Below are 23,012 nucleotides of genomic sequence, written 5' to 3'. Positions count from 1 at the left end.
ACCTCTCGTAGAATTATTATCTTTATTATACGAACAAGTGTTCGCTTTTGTAAAGTGTTAAGTTGAAAATATAAAACGATAAATAAAAAAAACGCCTCATAGAAGGCGTTTAAAAACAATGTTTAATTGTTATTTAAGCAATACTTTAATACCTGCGTACAAATTATAAATAACGTAATAAAAAGCAAGTAGTGCTATAAATATCGCAATGATATTTAATGTGATCATTAATCCATTATTTAAATGACTTTCAAAACTACCATTTGCATAAGCTAACAGTAAAACACTTAGCACGCCTAATATATAAGGATAAACATGATATAAAAGAGAGCTTTTCGCGTGTGTTGAAACAGGTTTATCTGCAACTATCCATACAATTATCGGAAGTAAAAATGGTGCGAAAAAGACACTGAAATAACATAGACTTGATAATATCTTTTCGGATTGCGTTAAATTTTCATTCATTTTAATCACCTCGAAGAAAGCGTAACATAAAATAAAGTGAAAAATAGTGATGTGACAATAATGTTATGCGAATATTTAATAGATATTAATATTGAAACAACAAATTGTTAAAGATTAAATGGTATATTGATATAGAAGGAGCAATGATAAATGTTGACTTTAAAATCTATAATTATGAATCTATTTGTAAGTAATCTAATTGGAATGCTCGTTTATTATTTTATCGTTCAAGATTTGATGGTAGCTATTATAATAGGGTTCCTAAGTTATATAGTGAATATATTAATTGATTTAATACCTGTGAAAGAATAATGATGTAGAGTAGGTGGAATTTAAATATGAGCATTGTAATTGTTGGTGGATCTGGAATGTTAGCAAGGGCTACGGAATGGATTAAGGATAATTTTGATGATGATATTTGGTTGCTTTCAAGGAATAAGGATAGATATTCTTCTGAATTGCTTAACTTTCATAACGTGAAGTTTGTTGAATATGATTATGAAACTGATAATAAAATCGATTATGAATATATTAAAGATGTAAAAATTATGGTGAACTGGGTACATAGTAATGGCTACATTAATCATCAAAGCTTTATTGAAAGTGAAATGACGATTGATGACAACTGTACACCTGTTTATATACATATTGTTGGTTCAAATAGGCATGATGACTCAGCGTTTATAAAGTGGTTACAGAATAAAGGTTTTAAAGTTCTGATTGTGCAATTAGGTTTTCGATTGGATCATCAAGGTGGTAAAAGATGGCTGACTCATGATGAAATATCAGATGGTGTCATACAGGCTATACAATTAGGGGAAGATGTGTTGGTAAGTGAGTAAACGATAAATGTTTATTAAAGTAAATGAATTTAATATTGAGCATATAAAAAAGATAATCTAAATCAGGTTATCTTTTTTACTGTTTTAAATAAAATATATTTTAAAAACAATTCTTTTTCAAAAATTTGTTATTTATGGATAAAATATTTGATTAATGTTAATATAAAGGATAATTTAAATTGCCAATTACAATCGAAAACAAAGGGGTTAGATTGAATGAAGGTTAAAATTTTAGGGTTCAATCTTTTTGCTAAAGGTGGAACATCAAGAAGCAATATTAATTTAATTAAATCGTTTATTAAGTCGAATCATGAGGTGACGTATTATAATTTTAAATCGTTTGATAAAACTGCGAAGTTTAATACGATGATTAATGAACAGTTATTTGATAAGAAGTTGAATTTTGAACCATTTGAAGATGCTAAATGTTTTGGTGATACTGATTTAGTGATCTTGACGAGAGAAACTTTCTTGTATATAGCGAGAGAAATTAAATCAATAGATCATCGAATTAAGATTGTTGGCGAGATTCACGCGCCGTTAGCTTACATATATGATGGACAAGATTTAGCGTTTGATGCTATAGATGCCTATAGAGTAAGTACAACGGATGTTAAAAATGATTTTATGAAACGTTTTGAAGTCACAAATGTCTTTAATCAATATGTTGATGCAGCGCATATTCATGTGAATAGTGAACCTAGTGTAACAAAAAGGAATTTATTAATTAAAGCGCGTTTTGAAGACAATATTAAAGATATATCATATGTTATAAAGTTGATGAATCAAATTGTGAATATGAATGGTCATGATGATATTCAACTCTATATAAAGGGGTATGGTCCGTCTGAAATATTGTATAAAAATTTAATTGATTATTATCATTTGGAAGAGCATGTACATATAAATGAAAGAGAACCGAAAAACTATGTTTATGTTTCTTCTTCACCATATGAAACATTAGGCTATTCTATATTAGAATCAATTGCTGAAGGAAATAAAGCGTTTATATTCGCTGGTGAAGATGGTGTTCTTAAAAAGATTTATCAAGATTATCATGCAGTTGATTTTTTAGAAAAAGATATTCAAGCTGATTGTGAACGTCTGATTACTTTTATTGATGATAAGTATACAAAAGAGCAAAGAGCTGAAGATGTAGCATTAATGAAAGCTACTTTTATAGATAGAGACTATGCATCTGACTTCATTGAATCCGCAAATGCATGTATGGATGGTATTAAAAAAGGGTCAGCTGATCAAATTGTTAATAAAACAAATACAAATAAAAGAACTAAACTTGAACATGGTAGAGATTTGTATGAGCAGTATAAAACGAAGCCTGTGTTAAGAGCATTTTTGAATAATGAAAAAGTGTTTAAATTTGCTAAAAAGAAATATGAAAAAAGGAAAACGAATAAACTGAAACAATTATATGATCAAATAACACCTTCAGATCAAAAAGTGTTTATTGAATCATTTCATGGCAACAATTTCAGTGGAGATCCAAAGTATTTAGCTATTTATATTAAGGAACATTTTCCTGAAAAAGAAGTGTACGTGAGTTCTCGAAATGCTTTAGTGGATATGGAAATTAGAAACTATAAGCTCATTCCTGTAAGGTTTGGCAGTGAAATTTATAATCAAACATTTAGAGCGTGTAAATATGTAATCGTAAATGGTAATACTTTAGATAAAGTGTTTAAACATAAAGACCAAATATTTGTACAAACATGGCACGGTTTCCCACTGAAGAGAATGTTGAATGATTTAGAAGATGAAGTTGAAAGAAATGAACAAGTTCAAGCTTTTAAACCAAGAATGAAAAATTGGGATTATTTACTAACTTCTTCAGCAATAAACACAATGTTACTAGAATCATCATTTGGTATTAAGGATGAAGAAAATTTAAAGATACTACAACTTGGTGCGCCTAGAAATGAATATTTATTACAAAGTAGTGAAGAAGAAAGTGAGCACATTCGTTCTAAATACTTCTTTACTAAAAGTAAAAATAAGAAATTTATTCTATTCTGTCCAACATGGCGAAAAGGGAATAGAGAAATTTTATCGAAAATTAATTTGATTATTTTACTTGAACAGTTGCCAGAAGAATATGAAATTATCGTGAAATTGCATCCTAATGAATCACATTTAAGAATGACCTATAGTGAGTTAAGTGACCGTGTTCACTGCTTTTACAATGAACTTGTGGATATACAAGAATTATATTTGATTTCAGAAGCTATGATTACAGATTATTCTTCAACAATTTTTGATTTTGCACATTTGAATAAACCGATATTTTTATTACAAGAAGATACGGAAGATTATTCACAACAAATCGGCTTTTATTTTGATATATTTGAACTTGTGAACATTGAAATCGCAAGTAATGATGAAAGAATTTTAGCAAGGCAATTACTAGAAAAGAAAGCACTTGATTATCAAAATATTACGACAAGGTTATTAGAAGCAGACAAGATTGGCACAACAGAAAATATCGTGAACTTTATCATGAAATAATCCAAAACAACATCTCTACAAAATTTTGTAGAGATGTTGTTTTGGATTAATGTTTTATAATTAATTAACTTGTTAAGTTCAATTCTAATTCTAAAGCTTCTTTTAAGATGTTGGATGTTTCTTGTGAGTTAATAGCACAATTGCCATATTTTTCAGCAAGTTTAAATGCTGTTACGTATAGCTCCAAGCTGTCTTTCGCGATATCTTCTGCATTTTCATGTACGGACGGATTTGCTTTAACCACTAATTCTGCAAATTTTTCGGGTTCAATTTCAATTCCCATGTTTAAATAAACACTCCTATAATTTTTTGTAACGTTAATTAAACAAAACTGTCTATATAATGCTCATTTTTATTAATACCCCAATAAAAAAATAATAATCATCTCTTTTAAAAATTTTTATTTTGAATTAGAATATAGAGTGTATAGAGAGGATGTCAATATTGAGAATTTTATTTATAGGTGATATTGTTGGAAAATTAGGAAGAGAACAGTTAGAAACATATTTACCAAAAATTAAAGCAAGTTATAAACCGACTTTAACTATTGTGAATGCGGAAAATGCAGCTCACGGTAAAGGATTAACTGAGAAATTATATAAAGAAATATTACGTATGGGTGCTGACTTTTTGACAATGGGAAACCATACATATGGTCAAAGAGAAATTTATGATTTTATCGGTCAAGCTAATAGAATGGTACGACCAGCTAATTTTCCTGAAGAAGCGCCTGGAGTAGGCATGAGAATTATTAAAGTTAACGATAAAGATATTGCGATTATCAATTTACAAGGGCGTTCTTTCATGCCTGCAATAGACTGTCCATTTAAAAAGGCAGACGAATTAATCGAACAAGCATCAAAAGTAACACCATATATATTTGTAGACTTTCACGCTGAAACAACTTCAGAAAAGAATGCAATGGGATGGTATTTGAATGGTAGAGTGAGTGCTATGGTTGGCACGCATACACATATTCAAACTTCAGATGAGCGTGTGTTAAATGGAGGTACAGCATATATCACGGACGTAGGCATGACAGGATACTATGATGGTATTCTAGGTATTAAAAAGGATGAAGTTATAGAACGATTTATAACAAGTTTGCCACAACGTCATAATTTACCAGATGAAGGTAGAAAAGTACTCTCAGGTGTTATTATCGACCTTAATGGAGAAGGTAAAGCTAAAAAGATTCAAAGAATTTTAATTAATGATGATCATCCATTTGAATAGTATCGTCCATTAGACTGATTTTTACGAAAACCCTTTACATTCATAGGATTAAAAGGGTTTTTTTGTTATGATATTAATTGAGATATTACATGGGGAGGCCATAAGATGAAATCACAAATTTCATGGAAAGTTGGCGGACAGCAAGGTGAAGGAATTGAATCGACAGGTGAAATTTTTGCAACTGCTATGAACCGTCAAGGATATTATTTATACGGATACCGTCATTTTTCAAGTAGAATTAAAGGCGGCCATACGAACAATAAAATTAGAGTATCGTCAAAGCCAGTTAGAGCTATAAGTGACGATTTAGATATATTAATTGCTTTTGATCAAGAAACGATAGAAGTGAATTATAGTGAAATGCTTGAAGGAAGTATTATAATCGCTGATGAAAAAGCTAAGCCACAAAATCCAGAAGACAGTAAAGCGCAATTAGTAAGTCTTCCATTTACAGGCGTGGCTAAAGAATTAGGAACGGCTTTAATGAAAAACATGGTTGCTGTAGGTGCAACATGCGCAGTTATGGATTTAGATACGAAAGTATTTGAATCATTAATTAAAGACTTGTTCGGCAAAAAAGGTGAAAGCGTTGTTGATTTAAATATACAAGCTTTAAATGAAGGTTATCGTTTAATGAAAGCTGAAATGAATGACTTACAAAGCAAACATACATTAGAACCTATCGACTCAGAAGGCCACTTATTTATGATTGGTAACGATGCGATAGGACTAGGTGCAGTTGCTGCAGGTGTTAGGTTTATGGCAGCATATCCAATTACACCAGCATCTGAAATTATGGAATACATGATAGACAATTTACCAGCTCTAGGTGGAGCTGTTATTCAAACTGAAGATGAAATTGCAGCATGTACAATGGCAATTGGTTCCAATTATGCTGGTGTACGTTCGTTTACATCATCAGCAGGACCAGGTTTATCATTGATGATGGAATCTATTGGTTTATCAGGTATGACTGAAACACCACTTGTTATTGTGAATACACAACGAGGCGGACCTTCAACAGGTTTACCAACGAAACAAGAACAATCTGACTTAATGCAGATGATTTATGGTACACATGGGGATATTCCTAAAATTGTATTAGCACCAACAAGTGCAAGTGATGCATTCTACTTAACAGTTGAAGCATTTAATTTAGCTGAAGAATATCAATGCCCAGTAATTTTATTATCAGATTTACAATTATCATTAGGTAAACAAACGGTTGAATCTCTAGATTACGATAAAATTGAAATTCGTCGTGGTGCACTCGTAGAAGATGGCCTAGACTCACAAGAAGATAAAGCTTACTTTAAACGTTATGCTTTAACAGATTCAGGTATTTCACCTCGTGTATTACCTGGAACTAAAGGTGGTATTCATCACGTTACAGGTGTTGAACATAATGAGGAAGGTAAACCTTCTGAAAGTGCTGAAAATAGACAACAACAAATGGATAAACGTATGCGTAAAACGGCTCAATTGTTAATTGATGAGCCAGTTGAATCTAATGAAAAATATGATGAAGCGGATATTCTATATGTAGGCTTTATTTCAACTGCTGGAGCAATTGATGAAGCCATTACTAGATTGGATCATCAAGGCGCTAAAGTAAATCATATTCAAATTAGACAACTGCATCCGTTCCCTTCAGACGTTGTACAAGAAGCGTTCAATAAAGCTAAAAAAGTAGTAGTAGCTGAGCATAATTATCAAGGACAGCTATCTAATATCATAAAAATGAACATTAACCATCAAAATAAGATTATAAACCAAACAAAATATGATGGTACACCATTCTTACCGCATGAAATTGAAGATAAAGCATTAGAAATAGTAAGCAATATGAAGGAGCTGATTTAATTGGCAACATTTAAAGATTTTAGAAATAATGTTAAACCAAACTGGTGTCCAGGTTGTGGAGATTTTTCAGTGCAAGCTGCGATTCAAAAAGCTGCTGCTAACGTGGGGCTTGAACCAGAAGAAGTTGCCATTATTACAGGTATCGGTTGTTCAGGCCGTTTAAGTGGATATGTAAATTCATACGGTGTCCATTCTATACATGGTCGTTCTTTACCATTGGCCCAAGGTGTTAAGATGGCTAATAAAGACTTAACAGTTATAGCTTCTGGTGGAGATGGTGACGGCTTCGCGATTGGTATGGGTCACACAATTCATGCATTAAGAAGAAACATGGATATGACTTATATTGTAATGGATAACCAAATTTACGGTTTAACTAAAGGACAAACATCACCAAGTTCAGCAAAAGGATTTGTTACAAAATCAACTCCAAAAGGTAACATTGAACAAAATGTAGCACCTTTAGAATTAGCTATTTCATCAGGTGCGACTTTTGTTGCACAAAGTTTCTCTAGTGATATTAAAGAACTTACACATATCATTGAAGAAGCCATTAACCATAAAGGATTTTCTTTTGTTAACGTATTCTCACCTTGTGTCACATACAATAAAATTAATACGTATGACTGGTTTAAAGAAAATTTAACAAAACTTGCTGATATAGAAGACTATGATCATTCAAATAAATCTCAAGCTATGCAAACTGTGCTCGAAAAACAATCTATGATTACAGGGATTATTTATCAAGATAAAGAAATGCCTTCATATGAATCACAAATTGAGCAATTTGATGAAGAACCGCTTGTAAAAAAATCATTAAAACTTGAGCAAAATCAATTTGATGAACTTGTTTCTCAATTCAAATAATTATATAATGGTCACACTTTAAGCTCATAGAATTATCTATGGGCTTTTTTTCTAAATAGAAAGGAGCTTTTAAAATGACAAATACGTTGATGAGCATTCAAATTATTCCGGAACATAATGAAACAGGTGTTATACCATTAGTAGATGAAGCGATCAATATCATAGACCAATCAGGTATGAAATATGAAGTTCATCCTTTAGAAACAACTATTGAAGGTGACTTAAATTCATGTCTCATTTTAATAGAACAAATAAATGAGCGTATGGTTGAATTAGAATGTGCAAGTATTATTTCTCAAGTAAAGTTTTATCACGTTCCAGAAGGTATAACGATGGAGACTTTAACAGAAAAACATAAATCGTAAGTATATTTTATTAAAATATGTCTTTTTTATTATTTAAAAATAGTATAATGAGTAATATCACAACAATTAATTAAGCAAGTAAGATGTTATAAAAAAAGGAGAATGTTATAGAAATATTTCGTTTTAGGAAGTAAAGGGGACGAGCAAAGTGAATACAGTACTTAAGTTTATTAAACCTTATAAAATGCTTTTTATACTCGGTTTAGTATTAATGTTAGTAGAGTTAGCAGTGGAATTAATTCAACCGATCTTTATATCAGAAATTATAGATAATGGTATTTTGAAAAATGATTTGAACCATGTGTATTTGTACTTATTAATAATGCTTGTAACCGGTCTAATAGCATTAGCTTCCGGCGTGTGGAATAGTTTTGTGGCAGGACATGTCAGTCAAGCTTTCGCTTATGATTTGAGGACAGCACAATTTAGCAAGATTCAAACTTTTTCATTAGCAACTTTAGAAAAATTCAAAACTTCTAGTTTAATCACGAGGTTGACGAGCGACGTAAACAATTGTGATCAAGCAGTTTATATGTCTATAAGAATCATGTTAAGAGCGCCTCTTATGATTATTGGTAGTATCATTATGAGTTTTATTGTTGAACCTAGATTAGCAATTTATTTAGTGATAGGTACGCCTATTATTTTTATTATTATATTTTTAATTGCTCGAAAAGGTTCTAAACTATTCACTAAAATCCAAAGAAAATTTGATGAAATGAATAGGTTTTTTCAACAAAATTTAGAAGCTGTTAGATTAATAAAAGCGAGTCAAACTAGCAAGCAAGAAACAAACCAATTTAAAGAAAAAATTCAAGATATTAGACACAATTATACATATGCATTAAGACTTATGGAGCTAATCAATCCTTCATTATTGCTCATTATTAACGGGAGTATACTCGCAGTAATTTGGTTCGGTTCTGATATGGTTAATCAATCTACATTAGAAGTAGGTAAGCTCGTTGCAATATTAAATTATGGTATGAGAATGCAAGGTGGCTTTGGAATGTTGGCTTTTTTAATTATGACATTAAGTAGAATGAAAGCTTCAAGTGAGCGAATTGAAGAAGTGCTTATTACTCAGTCTGACGAACAAGTAATCAGTAAAACATTCAATCGTACTTCTAATTATGCTTACGGCATTACTTTTAAAGATGTGTCATTTACCTATCCAAATGGAAATAAGCCAGTATTAGAAAATATTACATTTGATGTTAAACTGAAAGAAACGTTTGCGATTATGGGAGCTACTGGTTCAGGTAAGTCGACATTATTAAGTTTAATACCTAAAATGTACAGAGCAACATCTGGAGAGATATTATTAAATCATAAAAATGTAAATGAATGGGAGATTGAATCTTTAAGAGATGCTATAGGTTATGTACCTCAAAAAGCACTTCTATTCTCAGGAACAATTTATGAGAATTTACAATTTGGAGATCCATCTGCTGAAGTTGAAGCTTTAGAAATGTCATCTAAAAAAGCACAAATTCATCATTCAATTGAGCATTTTGATAATCAATATGATACTTTAATTGGTCAACAAGGTGTGACGTTATCAGGTGGTCAAAAACAAAGACTTTCGATTGCTAGAGCACTCGTGAGGAAACCTGGTTTATTAATTTTAGATGATTCGACTTCAGCTTTAGATATTAAGACTGAATCAGCCTTATGGGATGCATTGGAAGATGAAGATACAACAAAATTAATCGTGACGCAAAAGATTTCAACAGCTAAGACAGCCGATCGCATTATGTTATTAGTAAATGGGCGTATAGAAGCAATTGGTACACATGAATCTTTACTAGAAACATCTGACCTTTATAAAGAAATCTCCAATAGTCAAGAAAGTGCGGTGAGTTCATCATGAGTATAAAACAACCTTATGGACATCAACCAGTATTCAAAGCTGAAGATTTTTCGAAAAAGAATCCTAAAAAGAAAAAGAGAGCACGAGATACTAAAGGAACATTGTTAAATATTTGGAATTTAATTGATGAAAAACGCATTCAATTGATTATTGTAATCTTTATGATTATTTGTTCGTCTATTTTAAGTTTAATAGGACCGTTTTTAATAGGTCGAATAATTGATACGAAAATTATTCCGAAAGATTTAAGTGGATTGTCAACGTATATTGTAATCTTCCTTATTGTTTACGTATTGTTATCAGTTACATCTTATATAGGCTCTTTTATGATGGTTAGCATTGCACAACGTACAGTGTATTTATTAAGAGATCAACTGTTTAAACACTTTCAAAAGTTACCTGTATCTTATTATGATAAAAAACAACATGGTGAATTGATGAGTCGAATGCAAAATGACATTGAGAATGTTTCACAAGTATTAAATTCTTCATTTATACAATTCACGTCTAGTGTAGTGACTTTAATCGGTACACTTTCAATTATGCTGTATTTGAGTCCATTACTTACGCTATTAACGATTATCATCATTCCTATTATGTTTGTAAGTTTAAGGTGGATTACCGCGCGTACAAGTGTATTATATGCTTTAAGACAAAAACAGCTCGGCATTATGAATGGCTATATTGAAGAAATTGTTAACGGACAAACAGTTGTAAAAGCTTTTTCACAAGAAAAATATGTGATGGAAACATTTAATGAAAAAGCGAAAAATGTAAGAGAGTATAGCTTTTGGTCAACAACGATTGGCGGCATGATTCCGAAAGTGATGAACTATTTAAATAATTTAAGTTTTGCAATCGTAGCGGGTGTTGGTGGTATTTTAGCATTAAACAATATTGCTGGCGTGACAGTTGGTGTTATCGTTATTTTTGCAGAATATGCGAGACAGTTTACACGACCGTTATCAGATTTGGCCAATCAATTTAATACGGTATTATCTGCTATAGCTGGTGCTGAACGTGTGTTTGATATTATGAATGAACCAGTTGAAAAAGATGAAGATGATGCAATAGATTACAATGATATAAATGGCAAAATAGAATTTGAAAATGTCGTATTCAAATATGACAAAGAACAAAAAACACCAACGATAAAAGACTTGTCATTCAAAATTAATAATGGAGAATCTGTGGCGTTAGTTGGGGCTACAGGAGCTGGAAAGACGACAATCGTTCAACTTATTTTACATTATTATGATGTAAATAGCGGACGTATATTAATAGATGATATTCCTATTAATAAAATGACGCGAAAATCATTAAGACAAGAAATTGGTGTAGTTCTTCAAGATCCATATTTATTCGATGGCACGATAAAAGATAACATTATGTATGGCACGCCAAATGCTACTTATGAAGAAGTCATTGAAGCGGCTAAAAAAGCTAATGCACACGAATTTATTGACGCGCTTGAAAATGGTTATGAAACAGTATTAAAAGGTGAATCAGGATCATTGTCTCAAGGTGAAAGACAACTTGTGTCAATCGCGAGATGCTTATTGCAAGATCCTAAAATTTTATTATTAGATGAAGCGACAAGTAGTATTGATACAGTGACAGAAATAAAAATTCAAGAAGCTTTAGAAACATTAATGGTGGGCAGAACGAGCATTATTATTGCGCATAGATTAAATACTGTTAAAAAAGCAGATTTAGTATTTGTACTGGCTCATGGAGAACTCATTGAATCAGGGACACAACAAGATTTAATAGAACAACAAGGGATTTATTATCATATGCTTAATGCTAGCGTTGAGGAGCAAATCAAAGAATTAAATTAGAGAGGATGGGCTTATGGAATTTAGAGAAATAGATACAAATATCGAAAGCTTATTTACAGAGTATATAAATGAATGGTATGCAAATGACGAAAGCGTTGTACCATGGACTACAGATGTGAAAGAACATGGTGGATTTCAAGAGATGTTAGTTATGCAAAAAGAAGCGATCAATCCGATTGATGCAGATTTTGTAAAAGCTAAAACTTTTGTATTAATTGTAGAACAAAAAATTGTCGGCGCGGTCAATGTTAGATATGGGCTAAATAATTTTTTGAGGAATAAAGGTGGACATGTGGGCTATGGTGTTAGAAGAAGTCAACGTGGAAAAGGGTATGCAACGAAACTATTAGAATACGCGTTAGTAGAATTACGCGAAGCGTCTGTAGAAAAAGCGTTAGTAACATGTGATGAAAATAATCATGCGAGTGCGCAAGTCATCCTGCATAACAATGGAGTCGAGTCGGACGCTTTTATCTCAGAAGACAATGAAGTGACACGACGATTTTGGATTAGTCTATAGTAAAAGACAGAGATATAAGAGAAGAAATACTATGAACGAAAATTTCTCTATTCATGAAAGTGCAAAAATGTTCAAACATTTTTGCACTTTGTGTTGAACTCTAATATAATATATAGGTATAAATATATGGGCAGAAAGGGTTTTGACATTGAATGAAGAGCAAAGAAAACATGGTGCTAATGCGAAGACAGAACCTAATTTAGAAAAGGATTATAGCAAATATTTCGAACATGTTTATCAACCGCCAAACTTAAAGGACGCTAAACAAAGAGGGGAATCTCAAGTTGAATATCATGATGATTTTAAAATAGATGAGCGACATAGAGGAATGGGGAAAGGTCGTAAATTCTATATTAGAACATATGGTTGCCAAATGAATGAACATGATACAGAAGTTATGGCAGGAATATTCCAAGCTTTAGGCTTCGCACCAACAAATTCAGTTGACGATGCAGATGTGATTTTATTGAATACATGTGCGATTAGGGAAAATGCTGAAAATAAAGTTTTTAGCGAAATAGGGAATCTAAAACATCTTAAACAAGAAAGACCAGATTGTTTAATTGGTGTATGTGGTTGTATGTCTCAAGAAGAATCCGTCGTAAATAAAATTCTTAAATCATATCAAAATGTTGATATGATTTTTGGAACACATAATATTCATAGATTGCCAGAAATTTTAGAAGAAGCATATATGTCTAAAGCAATGGTAGTTGAAGTGTGGTCTAAAGAAGGCGACGTTATAGAGAATTTACCTAAAGTCAGAAATGGCAGAATTAAAGCATGGGTAAATATTATGTACGGCTGCGATAAATTTTGTACATACTGTATTGTGCCTTTTACGCGTGGTAAAGAGAGAAGTCGTATGCCAGAAGAAATTATTGCTGAAGTTAGAGATTTAGCACGTCAAGGTTATCAAGAAATTTGTCTATTAGGGCAAAACGTTAATGCATATGGTAAAGATATTGAAGGGCTAGAGTATGGATTAGGCGATTTATTATATGACATCACTAAAATAGATATACCAAGAGTTCGTTTTACAACAAGTCATCCATGGGATTTCGATGACCGTTTAATTGAGGTGATCGCGAACGGTGGTAACATCGTGCCTCATATACATTTACCTGTTCAATCTGGTAATAATCAAGTGTTGAAAATAATGGGTCGTAAATATACCCGTGAAAGTTATCTTGAGCTTGTTCAAAAAATTAGAGCAGCAATACCAGATGTTGCATTGACAACTGATATCATTGTTGGCTATCCTAATGAGACAGAAGAACAATTTTTAGAAACGATTAAGCTTTACCATGAAGTTGGTTTTGAGCATGCATATACTTACGTTTACTCACCTAGAGAAGGTACACCAGCTGCTAAAATGAAAGATAACGTTCCTGACAAAGAGAAAAAAGAACGTCTTCAAAGATTAAATAAAGTTGTTGGAGAATATACCGCTAAATCATTGAAACCATACGAAGGACATGAAGTATATGTTCTATGTGAAGGTTCTAGTAAACGAGATGACGCGGTAATGGCTGGGTACACTGAAAAAAATAAATTAGTAAACTTTAAAGCATCCAAAGATGTAATTGGAAAAATCGTAAAAGTTAAAATAATTGAAGCGAAACAATATTCATTGAATGGTGAATTTATAGAGATTGTATCTAAAGAAAAGGTGGTACATTAAATGTATACAAAAGATGATATTCTTGATCAAGCGCGCAAACTGGGTAAAATGATGTCTGAAACAGAAGAAGTGGAATTTTTTAAACGTGCTGAAGCTCAAATACATGAGAATCAAACAGTTAGAGAGAAAATGGCTAGTCTGAAGTCTTTGCAAAAACAAGCTGTTAATTTCCAAAACTACGGGAAAGATAAAGCATTAGCGATGGTCGAAGAAAAAATAAAAAATATTGAAAAAGAATTAGATGAAATGCCTATCGTAAGTGAATTTAAAGAAGCTCAAGTTGAAGTAAATGAACTTTTACAAATGGTATCTCATTCAATTAGTCATACAGTTACAAATGAAATTATTGAATCAACTGGTGGCAATCAATTAACTGGTGAAACAGGTGCTGCTGTGAATAATGCACCTAACACGAGTAGCTGTTCACATTAATAAAGAAAATTTTTGCACACACGGTGTCCTATGAGGCTGAGATCATACGTGTATATTTGAACCAGATCATGCTGGCGTAAAGATTGTGCAACTAAAGATTATATACACTCATAATCATTAGTCTGCCAATGCGTAGGCTAATGATTTTTTTAGGAGGCAATATAATATGAAGACTAAGTTAATGACTTTAACAGCTATATTAACGACAATCAATGTTGTGCTGAGTACATTTGTAACAATCCCAATTGGACCTATAAAGGCATTGCCGATACAACATTTTATCAATGTCATATCAGCTGTTTTTCTAGGGCCTTGGTATGGTTTAGCACAAGCTTTGTTATCATCTTCAATTAGGAATTTACTAGGAATCGGTACGATTTTTGCTTTTCCAGGTAGCATGATTGGTGTATTATTAGCAAGTTTGCTCTATAAATATAGTCGTAAATTATATATGGCTTCCATAGGTGAAGTCATAGGCACTGGCATAATAGGAAGTTTAGTTTGTCTTCCAATTGCCTGGCTACTTGGACTAGGAGAAATGGCATTTTGGCCATTGTTTATCTCATTTTTCACGAGTAGCTTAATTGGCGCGATTGTGAGTTATATGATTTTAACAGCTTTTGAAAAAAGAGGTATACTTAAAAAATTGAAAAACGATATTTAACCATCTAAGCAATGCGTGTTTTAGATGGTTTTTTATTAAATAAATTTCACCATACTCGTTAAATGTTAGAAATTTTGATAAAATAGATAAATCGAAAGTTAAAAAAAGGAACGTGAAAAAAGATGTCTAAACCAACGCCAATGATGGCTCAATATTTAAAAATAAAATCCCAATATCAAGATACATTATTATTTTTCAGATTAGGTGACTTTTATGAAATGTTCTATGACGATGCAGTCGAAGCATCTAGAGTATTGGAAATTACTTTAACAAGAAGAGATGCGAAAAAAGACCCGATTCCAATGTGTGGTGTACCTTATCACTCCGCTTCAGGATATATAGAAAAGTTAATATCTAAAGGATACAAAGTCGCGATTTGTGAACAGATGGAAGATCCAACACAAACTAAAGGCATGGTTCGTAGAGAAGTCGTGCAAGTTATTACACCTGGTACAGTGATGGAACAAAAAGGTATGGACGAAAAAGCGAATAATTATATATTAAGTTTTATTAAAGAAGATGGTGAATTTCATTTAAGTTATTGTGATGTTACGACTGGCGAATTAAAAGTTACTTCATTTGATGATGAAACGACTTTAATGAATGAAATTACAACGATTTATCCTAATGAAATTATTGTGAACAAAATTTTACCTGATAATTTGTACAAACAAATTCAACTTATAACTGAAACAATTACTGTTGTTGATAGTTACGAAGAGCGTGAATATGAAGTTGTTACTGGAACATCTCAATCTCAAAAAAGATCATTGAATTATTTGTTAAATTATATTCATGATAATGGTAAGAGAGAGATGCCACACATAGAAGAAGTTGTTGTGTATAGAGCGCTAGATTACATGAAAATGGACTTTTATGCTAAAAGAAATCTTGAATTAACAGAGAGTATTAGACTTAAATCAAAAAAAGGTACACTTTTATGGTTAATGGATGATACGAAAACACCAATGGGCGCAAGAAGATTAAAACAGTGGATTGATAGACCGTTAATCAAACTACGAGACATTGAACAAAGATTAGATGCGGTTGAACAATTGGTTAATGGCTTTATCGAACGAGACGAGTTAAGAAGTTATTTAAATATGGTTTATGATATAGAACGATTAGTTGGAAGAGTGAGTTATGGCAATGTGAATGCAAAAGACTTAGTCCAATTAAATTATTCGATTAAACAAATTCCATACATTAAAGAAATTATAGAGCGTTTAGATTCTCATTCTATCGATCGATTTAAAGCGCTTGAACCACTTAAAGATTTAGAACAGCTATTAGAAGATAGTTTAGTTGAAGATCCACCCTTATCAGTAAAAGAAGGTGGAATATTTAAAAAAGGATATCATGAAGCACTTGATCAATATAAAGAAGCATCTACAAACGGTAAACAATGGATTGCAGAATTACAGCTGAAAGAAAGAGAAAGAACAGGTGTAAAATCATTAAAAGTAAGCTTTAATAAAGTGTTTGGCTATTATATTGAAATTACGAAGGCTAATGTAAACAATATAGATACTGATGCACTTGGATATCAACGTAAACAAACGTTATCCAATGCTGAAAGATATATTACGGAAGAACTTAAAGAAAAAGAATCTATTATATTAGGTGCAGAAGATAAAGCGATAGAATTAGAGTATCAATTATTCTTAGAATTAAGACAAGAAGTAAAAGCCTATACTGAAAAATTACAAGCACAAGCTAAATTGTTGTCCGAAATAGACTGCTTACAAAGCTTTGCTGAAATTGCTCAAAAGTATCATTATACGCGACCGATATTTAGTGAAGATAAGACATTATCATTAAAATCATCTCGTCATCCTGTAGTTGAAAGAGTAATGGATCACAATGATTATGTACCAAATGATTGTTATTTGGATAAAGAAGGCTTTATTTATTTAATCACTGGACCTAATATGTCTGGTAAAAGTACATATATGCGACAAATTGCAATAATCAGCATTATGGCACAAATGGGTGCATACGTACCGGCAGATTATGCACAATTACCTATATTTGATCAAATATTTACAAGAATAGGTGCTGCAGATGATTTAGTATCTGGTAAAAGTACATTTATGGTTGAAATGTTAGAAGCGGAGAAAGCGATGGTTGGTGCCACTGAAGATAGCTTGATTATATTCGATGAAATTGGCAGAGGTACATCAACATTTGATGGATTAGCATTGGCGCAATCTATGATTGAATATGTGCATCATCATACGAAAGCAAAAACATTATTTTCAACACACTATCATGAATTAACACATCTGGATGAAACGTTATCCGGATTAAAAAATATTCACGTAGCAGCACAAGAATATCAAGGAGAGCTTATTTTCTTGCATAAAGTTAAAGAAGGCGCAGTTGACCAAAGTTACGGTATACATGTTGCAAAATTAACAGATTTACCAGATGAAATTATTGAGAGAGCGCATGCGATTCTTCAAGAATTAGAATCAAATACGAAAACAGAACGTGAAGTTGAAAAATTTAATCAACCGTCATTCCAATTGTTTGAAGAACAAAGCCCATCAGAAATTGAAAAGAAAATTAAATCGATAGACTTAATGAATATAACACCAATAGAAGCATTAACGAAACTTCAAGAAATACAAAATCAACTTAAATAGAAAGTGTGAGTGCGTTGGGAAAAATTAAAGAACTTGAATTATCTTTAGCCAATAAAATAGCCGCTGGAGAAGTTGTAGAAAGACCTGCTTCTGTCGTCAAAGAATTATTGGAAAATGCTATTGATGCACAAGCAACTCAAATTGACATAACAATTAAAGAATCAGGCATACAATCCATTAGAGTTGTAGATAACGGAACTGGGATTGAAGAAGAAGATATCGATAAAGCATTTGGAAGACATGCAACTAGTAAAATTAATAATGACTATGATTTGTTTCATATACGCACGTTAGGCTTTAGAGGCGAAGCATTAGCGAGTATTTCATCAGTAAGTAGAGTCACGATGAAAACTTGCACAGATGGTATGCTAGGTCATGAAGTGCAGGTTGAAAATGGAGAAATTATTAAACGACAACCTGCAAAAGCTAAAAAAGGTACAGATATCCTTGTGAAAGATTTATTTTATAATACGCCAGCAAGATTAAAGTATGTTAAAAGTCTATATACTGAATTGGGTAAAATAACGGATATTGTCAATAGAATGGCGATGAGCCACCCGAATATTTCGTTTAATCTTGTATCAGATGATAAAAACGTACTTTCAACAAATGGATCTGGTAAAACGAACGAAGTAATGGCTGAAATATATGGTATGAAAATAGCTAAAGACTTAGTAGAAATAAAAGGTGAAACAGACGATTATGTAATGAACGGCTTCGTCTGCAAACCTGAACATACGAGAAGTAATAGACATTATATTTCTATTTTTATAAATGGAAGGTATATCAAGAATTTTGTTCTCAATAAAGCAATTATTGAAGGGTATCATACACTTTTACCAATTGGACGTTATCCAATTGCCTATATCAATATTGAAATGGATCCTATATTAGTAGACGTGAACGTTCACCCGACTAAACTAGAAGTTAGACTTTCTAAAGAGCAGTTATTGTATGATTTGATTAATAACAAAATTAAAGAGGCGTTTAGAGGTTTGTCTCTTATACCGGATACTTCTTTAGATCAGCACAAGCCTAAAAAGTCACAAAAAGAAATTTTCGAGCAACAGAAATTGGATTTTGAAGCTCGCAAAAAGCAAGAACCTATAAACCCTCTACCTCAAATGAATGAGGATACAGTAGTACCGTCGAATGATATTGATAAACTTACTGAAAACGATACAAAGCAGAAATCGTCCAATAATGTAGGTTCACAGCAATGGCAATTTAAAAATAAAAAAGATCACCATTCTGTTATACAAGAAGATGTTGCTACGCATATAGAACATGATGATATGCATGCTAACGAAGTGCATACTGAAATAGAAAAAGAGATGAATCACGAATCTAATGATGTCATTGAAAATGAGCCGTTTATAGATTCGGCTGACAGAATCGCCAACTCTAATGATATTGATGTGCAAGAAGCTAAATCAGACACACCACGCGTGCCCTATATGGAAGTTGTTGGACAAGTACATGGAACATATATTATTGCTCAAAATGATACTGGAATGTTTATGATTGACCAACATGCTGCTCAAGAACGTATAAAATATGAATTCTTTAAAGAAAAAATTGGCGAAGTGACAAATGAAACACAAAGCTTATTGTTGCCATTAACTTTTAACTTCTCGCGTGATGAACATATGATTATCGAAAAATATCTTCATCCTTTAGAAGAAGCGGGTATATTTTTAGAAACGATTGGACATCATGATTACATGGTTAGTGAATATCCTGTATGGTTGCCACATGTCGATGCAGAAGAAATCATAAAAGATATGATAGATTATGTATTAAAACATGAAAAAGTGGATATTAAAAAATTGCGTGAAGACGCGGCTATTATGATGAGTTGTAAAAAATCGATTAAAGCCAATCATTATTTAAGAAATCATGAAATGAGTCACTTAATTGATGAATTAAGAGAGACGACTGATCCATTCACTTGTCCACACGGTAGGCCGATTATTATTGAATTAACGACTTATGAACTAGAGAAATTATTTAAAAGAGTTATGTAGGAGGATAAGATGAATAAATATATTTTGCCGGCTATTCGATCTATGAAAGACATGGAAAAGTTCTTTAAGATGGATTATGATCGCTGCGTACTATTAGATACACATATAGGTCATTTGCAAGGTATTTTAGAACAAATGAAAAAGCATAATAAAGAGGTTATGTTGCATATTGATCTTATAAAAGGTTTGTCTAATGATGAAGCAGCTGTTGAATATGTTATACAACAATATAAGCCTCACGGTGTGATTTCAACTAAATCTAAAATTATTAAACGTGCAAAGAAATTAAATACATTAACGATATTAAGAGTGTTTATTCTAGACAGCACTGCATTAAGTAGAAGTATTGAACTGATTAAACAATCAGATCCGGATTTAGTAGAAGTTCTTCCAGGCGTTGCAACTAAAGTCATAAAAGAAATTAGCGATCAAACTGGTAAGCGTATTATTGCAGGTGGATTAATCAATACAGAAGAAGAAATTAACCTTGCTATTGAAAGCGGTGCCCAATACATCACATCAAGCGATGTATCAATTTGGTAAATTAATTTGACAACGTTTTCATTAAGTATTATACTTCTAATTAAGTTAATATATGAGATGAGTAAATGAGACCCTCTATAACTAAAACTATGCCATTAATTTGTATAATAATTATACGAATATTAGGTATAGCTGTATGTTTGTAGAGGGATTTTTATGTATTAGCACGTAAATTATAGGAGGGTGTTTAATATGAGTGAATTTTTAGCAGAGATAATTGGTACAGCCATCTTGGTATTATTTGGTGGAGGTGTATGTGCTAACGTCAATCTTAAAGGCGCTTTAGGTAAAGGCGCTGATTGGATTGTCATATCATTAGGTTGGGGGCTTGCTGTTATGCTAGGCGTATATGCAGCTGGAAGTGTTTCGGGGGCACATTTAAATCCTGCTGTAACACTTGGCTTTGCAATTGATGGATCATTTCCATGGTCTAAAGTTGTGCCATTCATTATTGCTCAAATGATCGGTGCCATGATTGGTGCAGGATTTGTATGGGCTACATATTTACCGCATTGGAAAAAAACTGAGGATAAAGGTGCAAAATTAGCTGTATTCTCTACTGGACCATCATATCCAAACTATGTTGCTAACTTCATGAGTGAGATTATTGGTACTATGGCTTTAGTTATGGGATTATTGTTTATAGGAGCTAATAAATTTACAGATGGTTTAAATCCACTTATCGTAGGACTATTAATCGTAGCAATTGGTTTAAGTTTAGGTGGTGCGACTGGTTATGCAATTAACCCAGCTCGTGACATTGGTCCACGTATTATGCATATGCTATTACCAATTCCAGGTAAAGGATCATCTAACTGGAAATATGCGATTGTTCCGATTTTAGGACCTATCTCAGGTGGTATGTTAGGTGCAGCATTGTATAACATTTTATTTAACGGGATTGTTAATGGATTCATTATTTTCTCAATCATCTTTACAGTTATTGTAGTATTATTCGGTATCGTATTGAATAAAACTATCCTTAAAGATGAAGTTTCAGAAATTCTGTAACAAACAAATTTATAGGAGTGTTTAATATGGAAAAATACATTTTATCAATTGACCAAGGTACAACAAGTTCAAGAGCTATACTATTTGATAAAGAGGGAACTATCAAATTTGTTAGTCAACGAGAATTTAAACAATATTTTCCAAAAGGCGGTTGGGTTGAACATGATGCAAATGAAATTTGGACATCTGTTCTAGCTGTTATTTCAAGTGTACTTAATGAAAATAACATCAGCCCAAAACAAATTGAAGGTATTGGTATTACAAACCAAAGAGAAACAGCAGTTGTATGGGACAAAAATACTGGTCGCCCAGTATATCATGCAATTGTATGGCAATCGAGACAAACACAAGAAATTTGTGCAGAATTAAAAGCTAAAGATTTAGAACCTATTTTCCGAGAAAAAACTGGATTATTACTAGATCCTTATTTCTCAGGTACAAAAGTAAAATGGATTTTAGATAATGTTGAAGGTGCAAGAGAAAAAGCTGAAAACGGTGATTTATTATTCGGAACAATTGACACATGGTTAATTTGGAAATTCACGGGTGAAACACATGTAACAGATTATTCAAATGCAAGTAGAACATTAATGTATAACATTTACGATTTAAAATGGGATGAAGAATTACTAGAATATCTTGATGTGCCAGCATCAATGTTACCTGAAGTTAAACCTTCAAGTGAAGTTTATGGATATACTCAAGAACATCATTTCTTCGGTGAAAAAATTGCGATTGCCGGTGTAGCGGGTGACCAACAAGCTGCATTATTCGGTCAAGCTTGTTTCGAAAGTGGAGATGTTAAAAACACATACGGAACTGGTGGCTTTATGTTAATGAATACAGGAGAGAAACCTGTGAAATCGGAGAGCGGTTTACTTACAACATTAGCATATGGTTTGGATGGAAAAGTAAATTACGCGCTTGAAGGTAGTATTTTCGTTTCCGGATCTGCCATTCAATGGTTAAGAGATGGACTAAGAATGATCAAATCTGCGCCAGCTTCTGAAGCTTACGCTAAACGTGTTAAATCTACTGAAGGTGTTTATGTAGTACCAGCATTTGTTGGTTTAGGTACACCATATTGGGACGCTGATGCAAGAGGTGCAATCTTTGGATTAACACGTGGTACTGAAAAAGAACACTTTATTAGAGCAACGTTAGAATCATTGTGTTACCAAACAAGAGATGTGTTAGAAGCGATGGAAAAAGATTCAGGAATTAATGTAGAAACATTAAGAGTAGATGGTGGAGCGGTTAAGAATAATTTCTTAATGCAATTCCAAGCGGATATTGTGAATACACCAGTTGAAAGACCTGAAGTTAGTGAAACGACTGCGCTAGGTGCTGCATACTTAGCTGGATTAGCAGTAGGATTCTGGAAATCAAAAGATGAAATACAACAAAGATGGAAATTAGAAACAGAATTCAAACCTGAACTTGAAGAAGAAGAAAGAGAAAAACTTTATAAAGGTTGGAAAACTGCAGTAAAAGCCACTCAAGCTTTTAAATTAGACTAAGTTGTGTTATCATTAAGGTAAGTTAATATTCCGTAGAGACGTGAGAGGCTTTGTTCGTACAATTTATTGTAGGGATGAGTCTCTCATT

At 32.4% G+C, this 23,012-nt stretch carries 20 protein-coding genes and 1 riboswitch; of the genes, 18 read left to right on the top strand and 2 right to left on the bottom strand.

What is annotated here, in order from left to right; translation table 11 throughout:
- Positions 1 to 129: 129 nt before the first annotated feature.
- Positions 130 to 465, bottom strand: coding sequence for a magnetosome magnetite crystal formation protein family (locus tag PYW35_RS07585; RefSeq protein ID WP_103323602.1), 336 nt, complete (start codon positions 463 to 465; stop codon positions 130 to 132).
- A gap of 150 nt (positions 466 to 615) precedes the next feature.
- Here PYW35_RS07585 and PYW35_RS07580 point away from each other — a divergent pair, with 150 nt between their 5' ends.
- From PYW35_RS07580 to PYW35_RS07570, 3 genes are all read left to right on the top strand, one after another.
- The gene (locus tag PYW35_RS07580) at positions 616 to 777 is read left to right on the top strand and encodes a hypothetical protein (protein WP_016911592.1); all 162 of its coding nucleotides are present in this window, start codon (positions 616 to 618) and stop codon (positions 775 to 777) included.
- 26 nt (positions 778 to 803) lie between these two features.
- Positions 804 to 1,307, top strand: a complete 504-nt coding sequence (locus PYW35_RS07575; protein WP_103323601.1) for a Rossmann-fold NAD(P)-binding domain-containing protein — start codon at positions 804 to 806, stop codon at positions 1,305 to 1,307.
- Between the two features lie 216 nt (positions 1,308 to 1,523).
- Positions 1,524 to 3,830, top strand: coding sequence for a CDP-glycerol glycerophosphotransferase family protein (locus PYW35_RS07570; RefSeq protein ID WP_103323407.1), 2,307 nt, complete (start codon positions 1,524 to 1,526; stop codon positions 3,828 to 3,830).
- A 64-nt stretch (positions 3,831 to 3,894) separates the two neighbouring features.
- Here the strand turns inward: PYW35_RS07570 and PYW35_RS07565 are convergent, their stop codons facing one another.
- Positions 3,895 to 4,113 (bottom strand): hypothetical protein, encoded by a 219-nt coding sequence (locus PYW35_RS07565; protein WP_103322964.1) that lies wholly within the window; start codon positions 4,111 to 4,113, stop codon positions 3,895 to 3,897.
- A 161-nt stretch (positions 4,114 to 4,274) separates the two neighbouring features.
- Between PYW35_RS07565 and PYW35_RS07560 the strand changes: the two genes are divergently transcribed.
- The 15 genes from PYW35_RS07560 to glpK all read left to right on the top strand — a co-directional run bounded on the left by PYW35_RS07560 (position 4,275) and on the right by glpK (position 22,924).
- Positions 4,275 to 5,066: a TIGR00282 family metallophosphoesterase gene (locus tag PYW35_RS07560; RefSeq protein ID WP_016911588.1), complete on the top strand. Its 792-nt coding sequence runs from the start codon at positions 4,275 to 4,277 to the stop codon at positions 5,064 to 5,066.
- Positions 5,067 to 5,171: 105 nt separating this feature from the next.
- The gene (locus PYW35_RS07555; RefSeq protein ID WP_103322963.1) at positions 5,172 to 6,929 is read left to right on the top strand and encodes a 2-oxoacid:acceptor oxidoreductase subunit alpha; all 1,758 of its coding nucleotides are present in this window, start codon (positions 5,172 to 5,174) and stop codon (positions 6,927 to 6,929) included.
- Positions 6,930 to 7,796: a 2-oxoacid:ferredoxin oxidoreductase subunit beta gene (locus tag PYW35_RS07550; protein WP_103322962.1), complete on the top strand. Its 867-nt coding sequence runs from the start codon at positions 6,930 to 6,932 to the stop codon at positions 7,794 to 7,796.
- A gap of 74 nt (positions 7,797 to 7,870) precedes the next feature.
- Positions 7,871 to 8,161 carry a thiamine-binding protein gene (locus PYW35_RS07545; protein WP_016911585.1) on the top strand — a complete coding sequence of 97 codons (291 nt, stop codon included), beginning with the start codon at positions 7,871 to 7,873 and terminating at the stop codon, positions 8,159 to 8,161.
- A 148-nt stretch (positions 8,162 to 8,309) separates the two neighbouring features.
- Positions 8,310 to 10,034: an ABC transporter ATP-binding protein gene (locus PYW35_RS07540; protein WP_103322961.1), complete on the top strand. Its 1,725-nt coding sequence runs from the start codon at positions 8,310 to 8,312 to the stop codon at positions 10,032 to 10,034.
- The gene (locus PYW35_RS07535) at positions 10,031 to 11,875 is read left to right on the top strand and encodes an ABC transporter ATP-binding protein (RefSeq protein WP_103322960.1); all 1,845 of its coding nucleotides are present in this window, start codon (positions 10,031 to 10,033) and stop codon (positions 11,873 to 11,875) included. The genes PYW35_RS07540 and PYW35_RS07535 overlap by 4 nt, the downstream gene beginning before the upstream one ends.
- Positions 11,876 to 11,888: 13 nt before the next feature.
- On the top strand, positions 11,889 to 12,395 hold the full coding sequence (locus tag PYW35_RS07530; protein ID WP_103322959.1) for a GNAT family N-acetyltransferase: 507 nt from the start codon (positions 11,889 to 11,891) through the stop codon (positions 12,393 to 12,395).
- 148 nt (positions 12,396 to 12,543) lie between these two features.
- Complete coding sequence (miaB, locus tag PYW35_RS07525; protein ID WP_103322958.1) at positions 12,544 to 14,079, top strand: tRNA (N6-isopentenyl adenosine(37)-C2)-methylthiotransferase MiaB; 1,536 nt, start codon at positions 12,544 to 12,546, stop codon at positions 14,077 to 14,079.
- Positions 14,080 to 14,511, top strand: coding sequence for a YlbF/YmcA family competence regulator (locus PYW35_RS07520; protein ID WP_016911580.1), 432 nt, complete (start codon positions 14,080 to 14,082; stop codon positions 14,509 to 14,511). It abuts the gene before it with no gap.
- A 9-nt stretch (positions 14,512 to 14,520) separates the two neighbouring features.
- A riboswitch (TPP riboswitch) is annotated at positions 14,521 to 14,612 on the top strand.
- Positions 14,613 to 14,677: 65 nt separating this feature from the next.
- Positions 14,678 to 15,175: an energy coupling factor transporter S component ThiW gene (thiW, locus tag PYW35_RS07515; RefSeq protein WP_016911579.1), complete on the top strand. Its 498-nt coding sequence runs from the start codon at positions 14,678 to 14,680 to the stop codon at positions 15,173 to 15,175.
- A gap of 122 nt (positions 15,176 to 15,297) precedes the next feature.
- Positions 15,298 to 17,823, top strand: coding sequence for a DNA mismatch repair protein MutS (gene mutS, locus PYW35_RS07510; protein WP_103322957.1), 2,526 nt, complete (start codon positions 15,298 to 15,300; stop codon positions 17,821 to 17,823).
- Positions 17,824 to 17,837: 14 nt separating this feature from the next.
- Positions 17,838 to 19,850: a DNA mismatch repair endonuclease MutL gene (gene mutL / locus PYW35_RS07505; protein ID WP_103322956.1), complete on the top strand. Its 2,013-nt coding sequence runs from the start codon at positions 17,838 to 17,840 to the stop codon at positions 19,848 to 19,850.
- A gap of 9 nt (positions 19,851 to 19,859) precedes the next feature.
- Positions 19,860 to 20,393 carry a glycerol-3-phosphate responsive antiterminator gene (locus PYW35_RS07500; RefSeq protein WP_016911576.1) on the top strand — a complete coding sequence of 178 codons (534 nt, stop codon included), beginning with the start codon at positions 19,860 to 19,862 and terminating at the stop codon, positions 20,391 to 20,393.
- Between the two features lie 192 nt (positions 20,394 to 20,585).
- The gene (locus PYW35_RS07495) at positions 20,586 to 21,404 is read left to right on the top strand and encodes an MIP/aquaporin family protein (RefSeq protein WP_016911575.1); all 819 of its coding nucleotides are present in this window, start codon (positions 20,586 to 20,588) and stop codon (positions 21,402 to 21,404) included.
- 26 nt (positions 21,405 to 21,430) lie between these two features.
- A complete protein-coding gene (glpK, locus tag PYW35_RS07490) occupies positions 21,431 to 22,924 on the top strand; it encodes a glycerol kinase GlpK (RefSeq protein ID WP_103322955.1) in 1,494 nt (497 codons plus the stop codon).
- Positions 22,925 to 23,012 lie beyond the last annotated feature (88 nt).

The organism is Mammaliicoccus vitulinus (assembly GCF_029024305.1).
Lineage (GTDB): Bacteria > Bacillota > Bacilli > Staphylococcales > Staphylococcaceae > Mammaliicoccus > Mammaliicoccus vitulinus.
The sequence above is the reverse complement of the archived record's forward strand: the minus strand, read 5'-3'. Positions and strand labels throughout refer to the sequence as shown.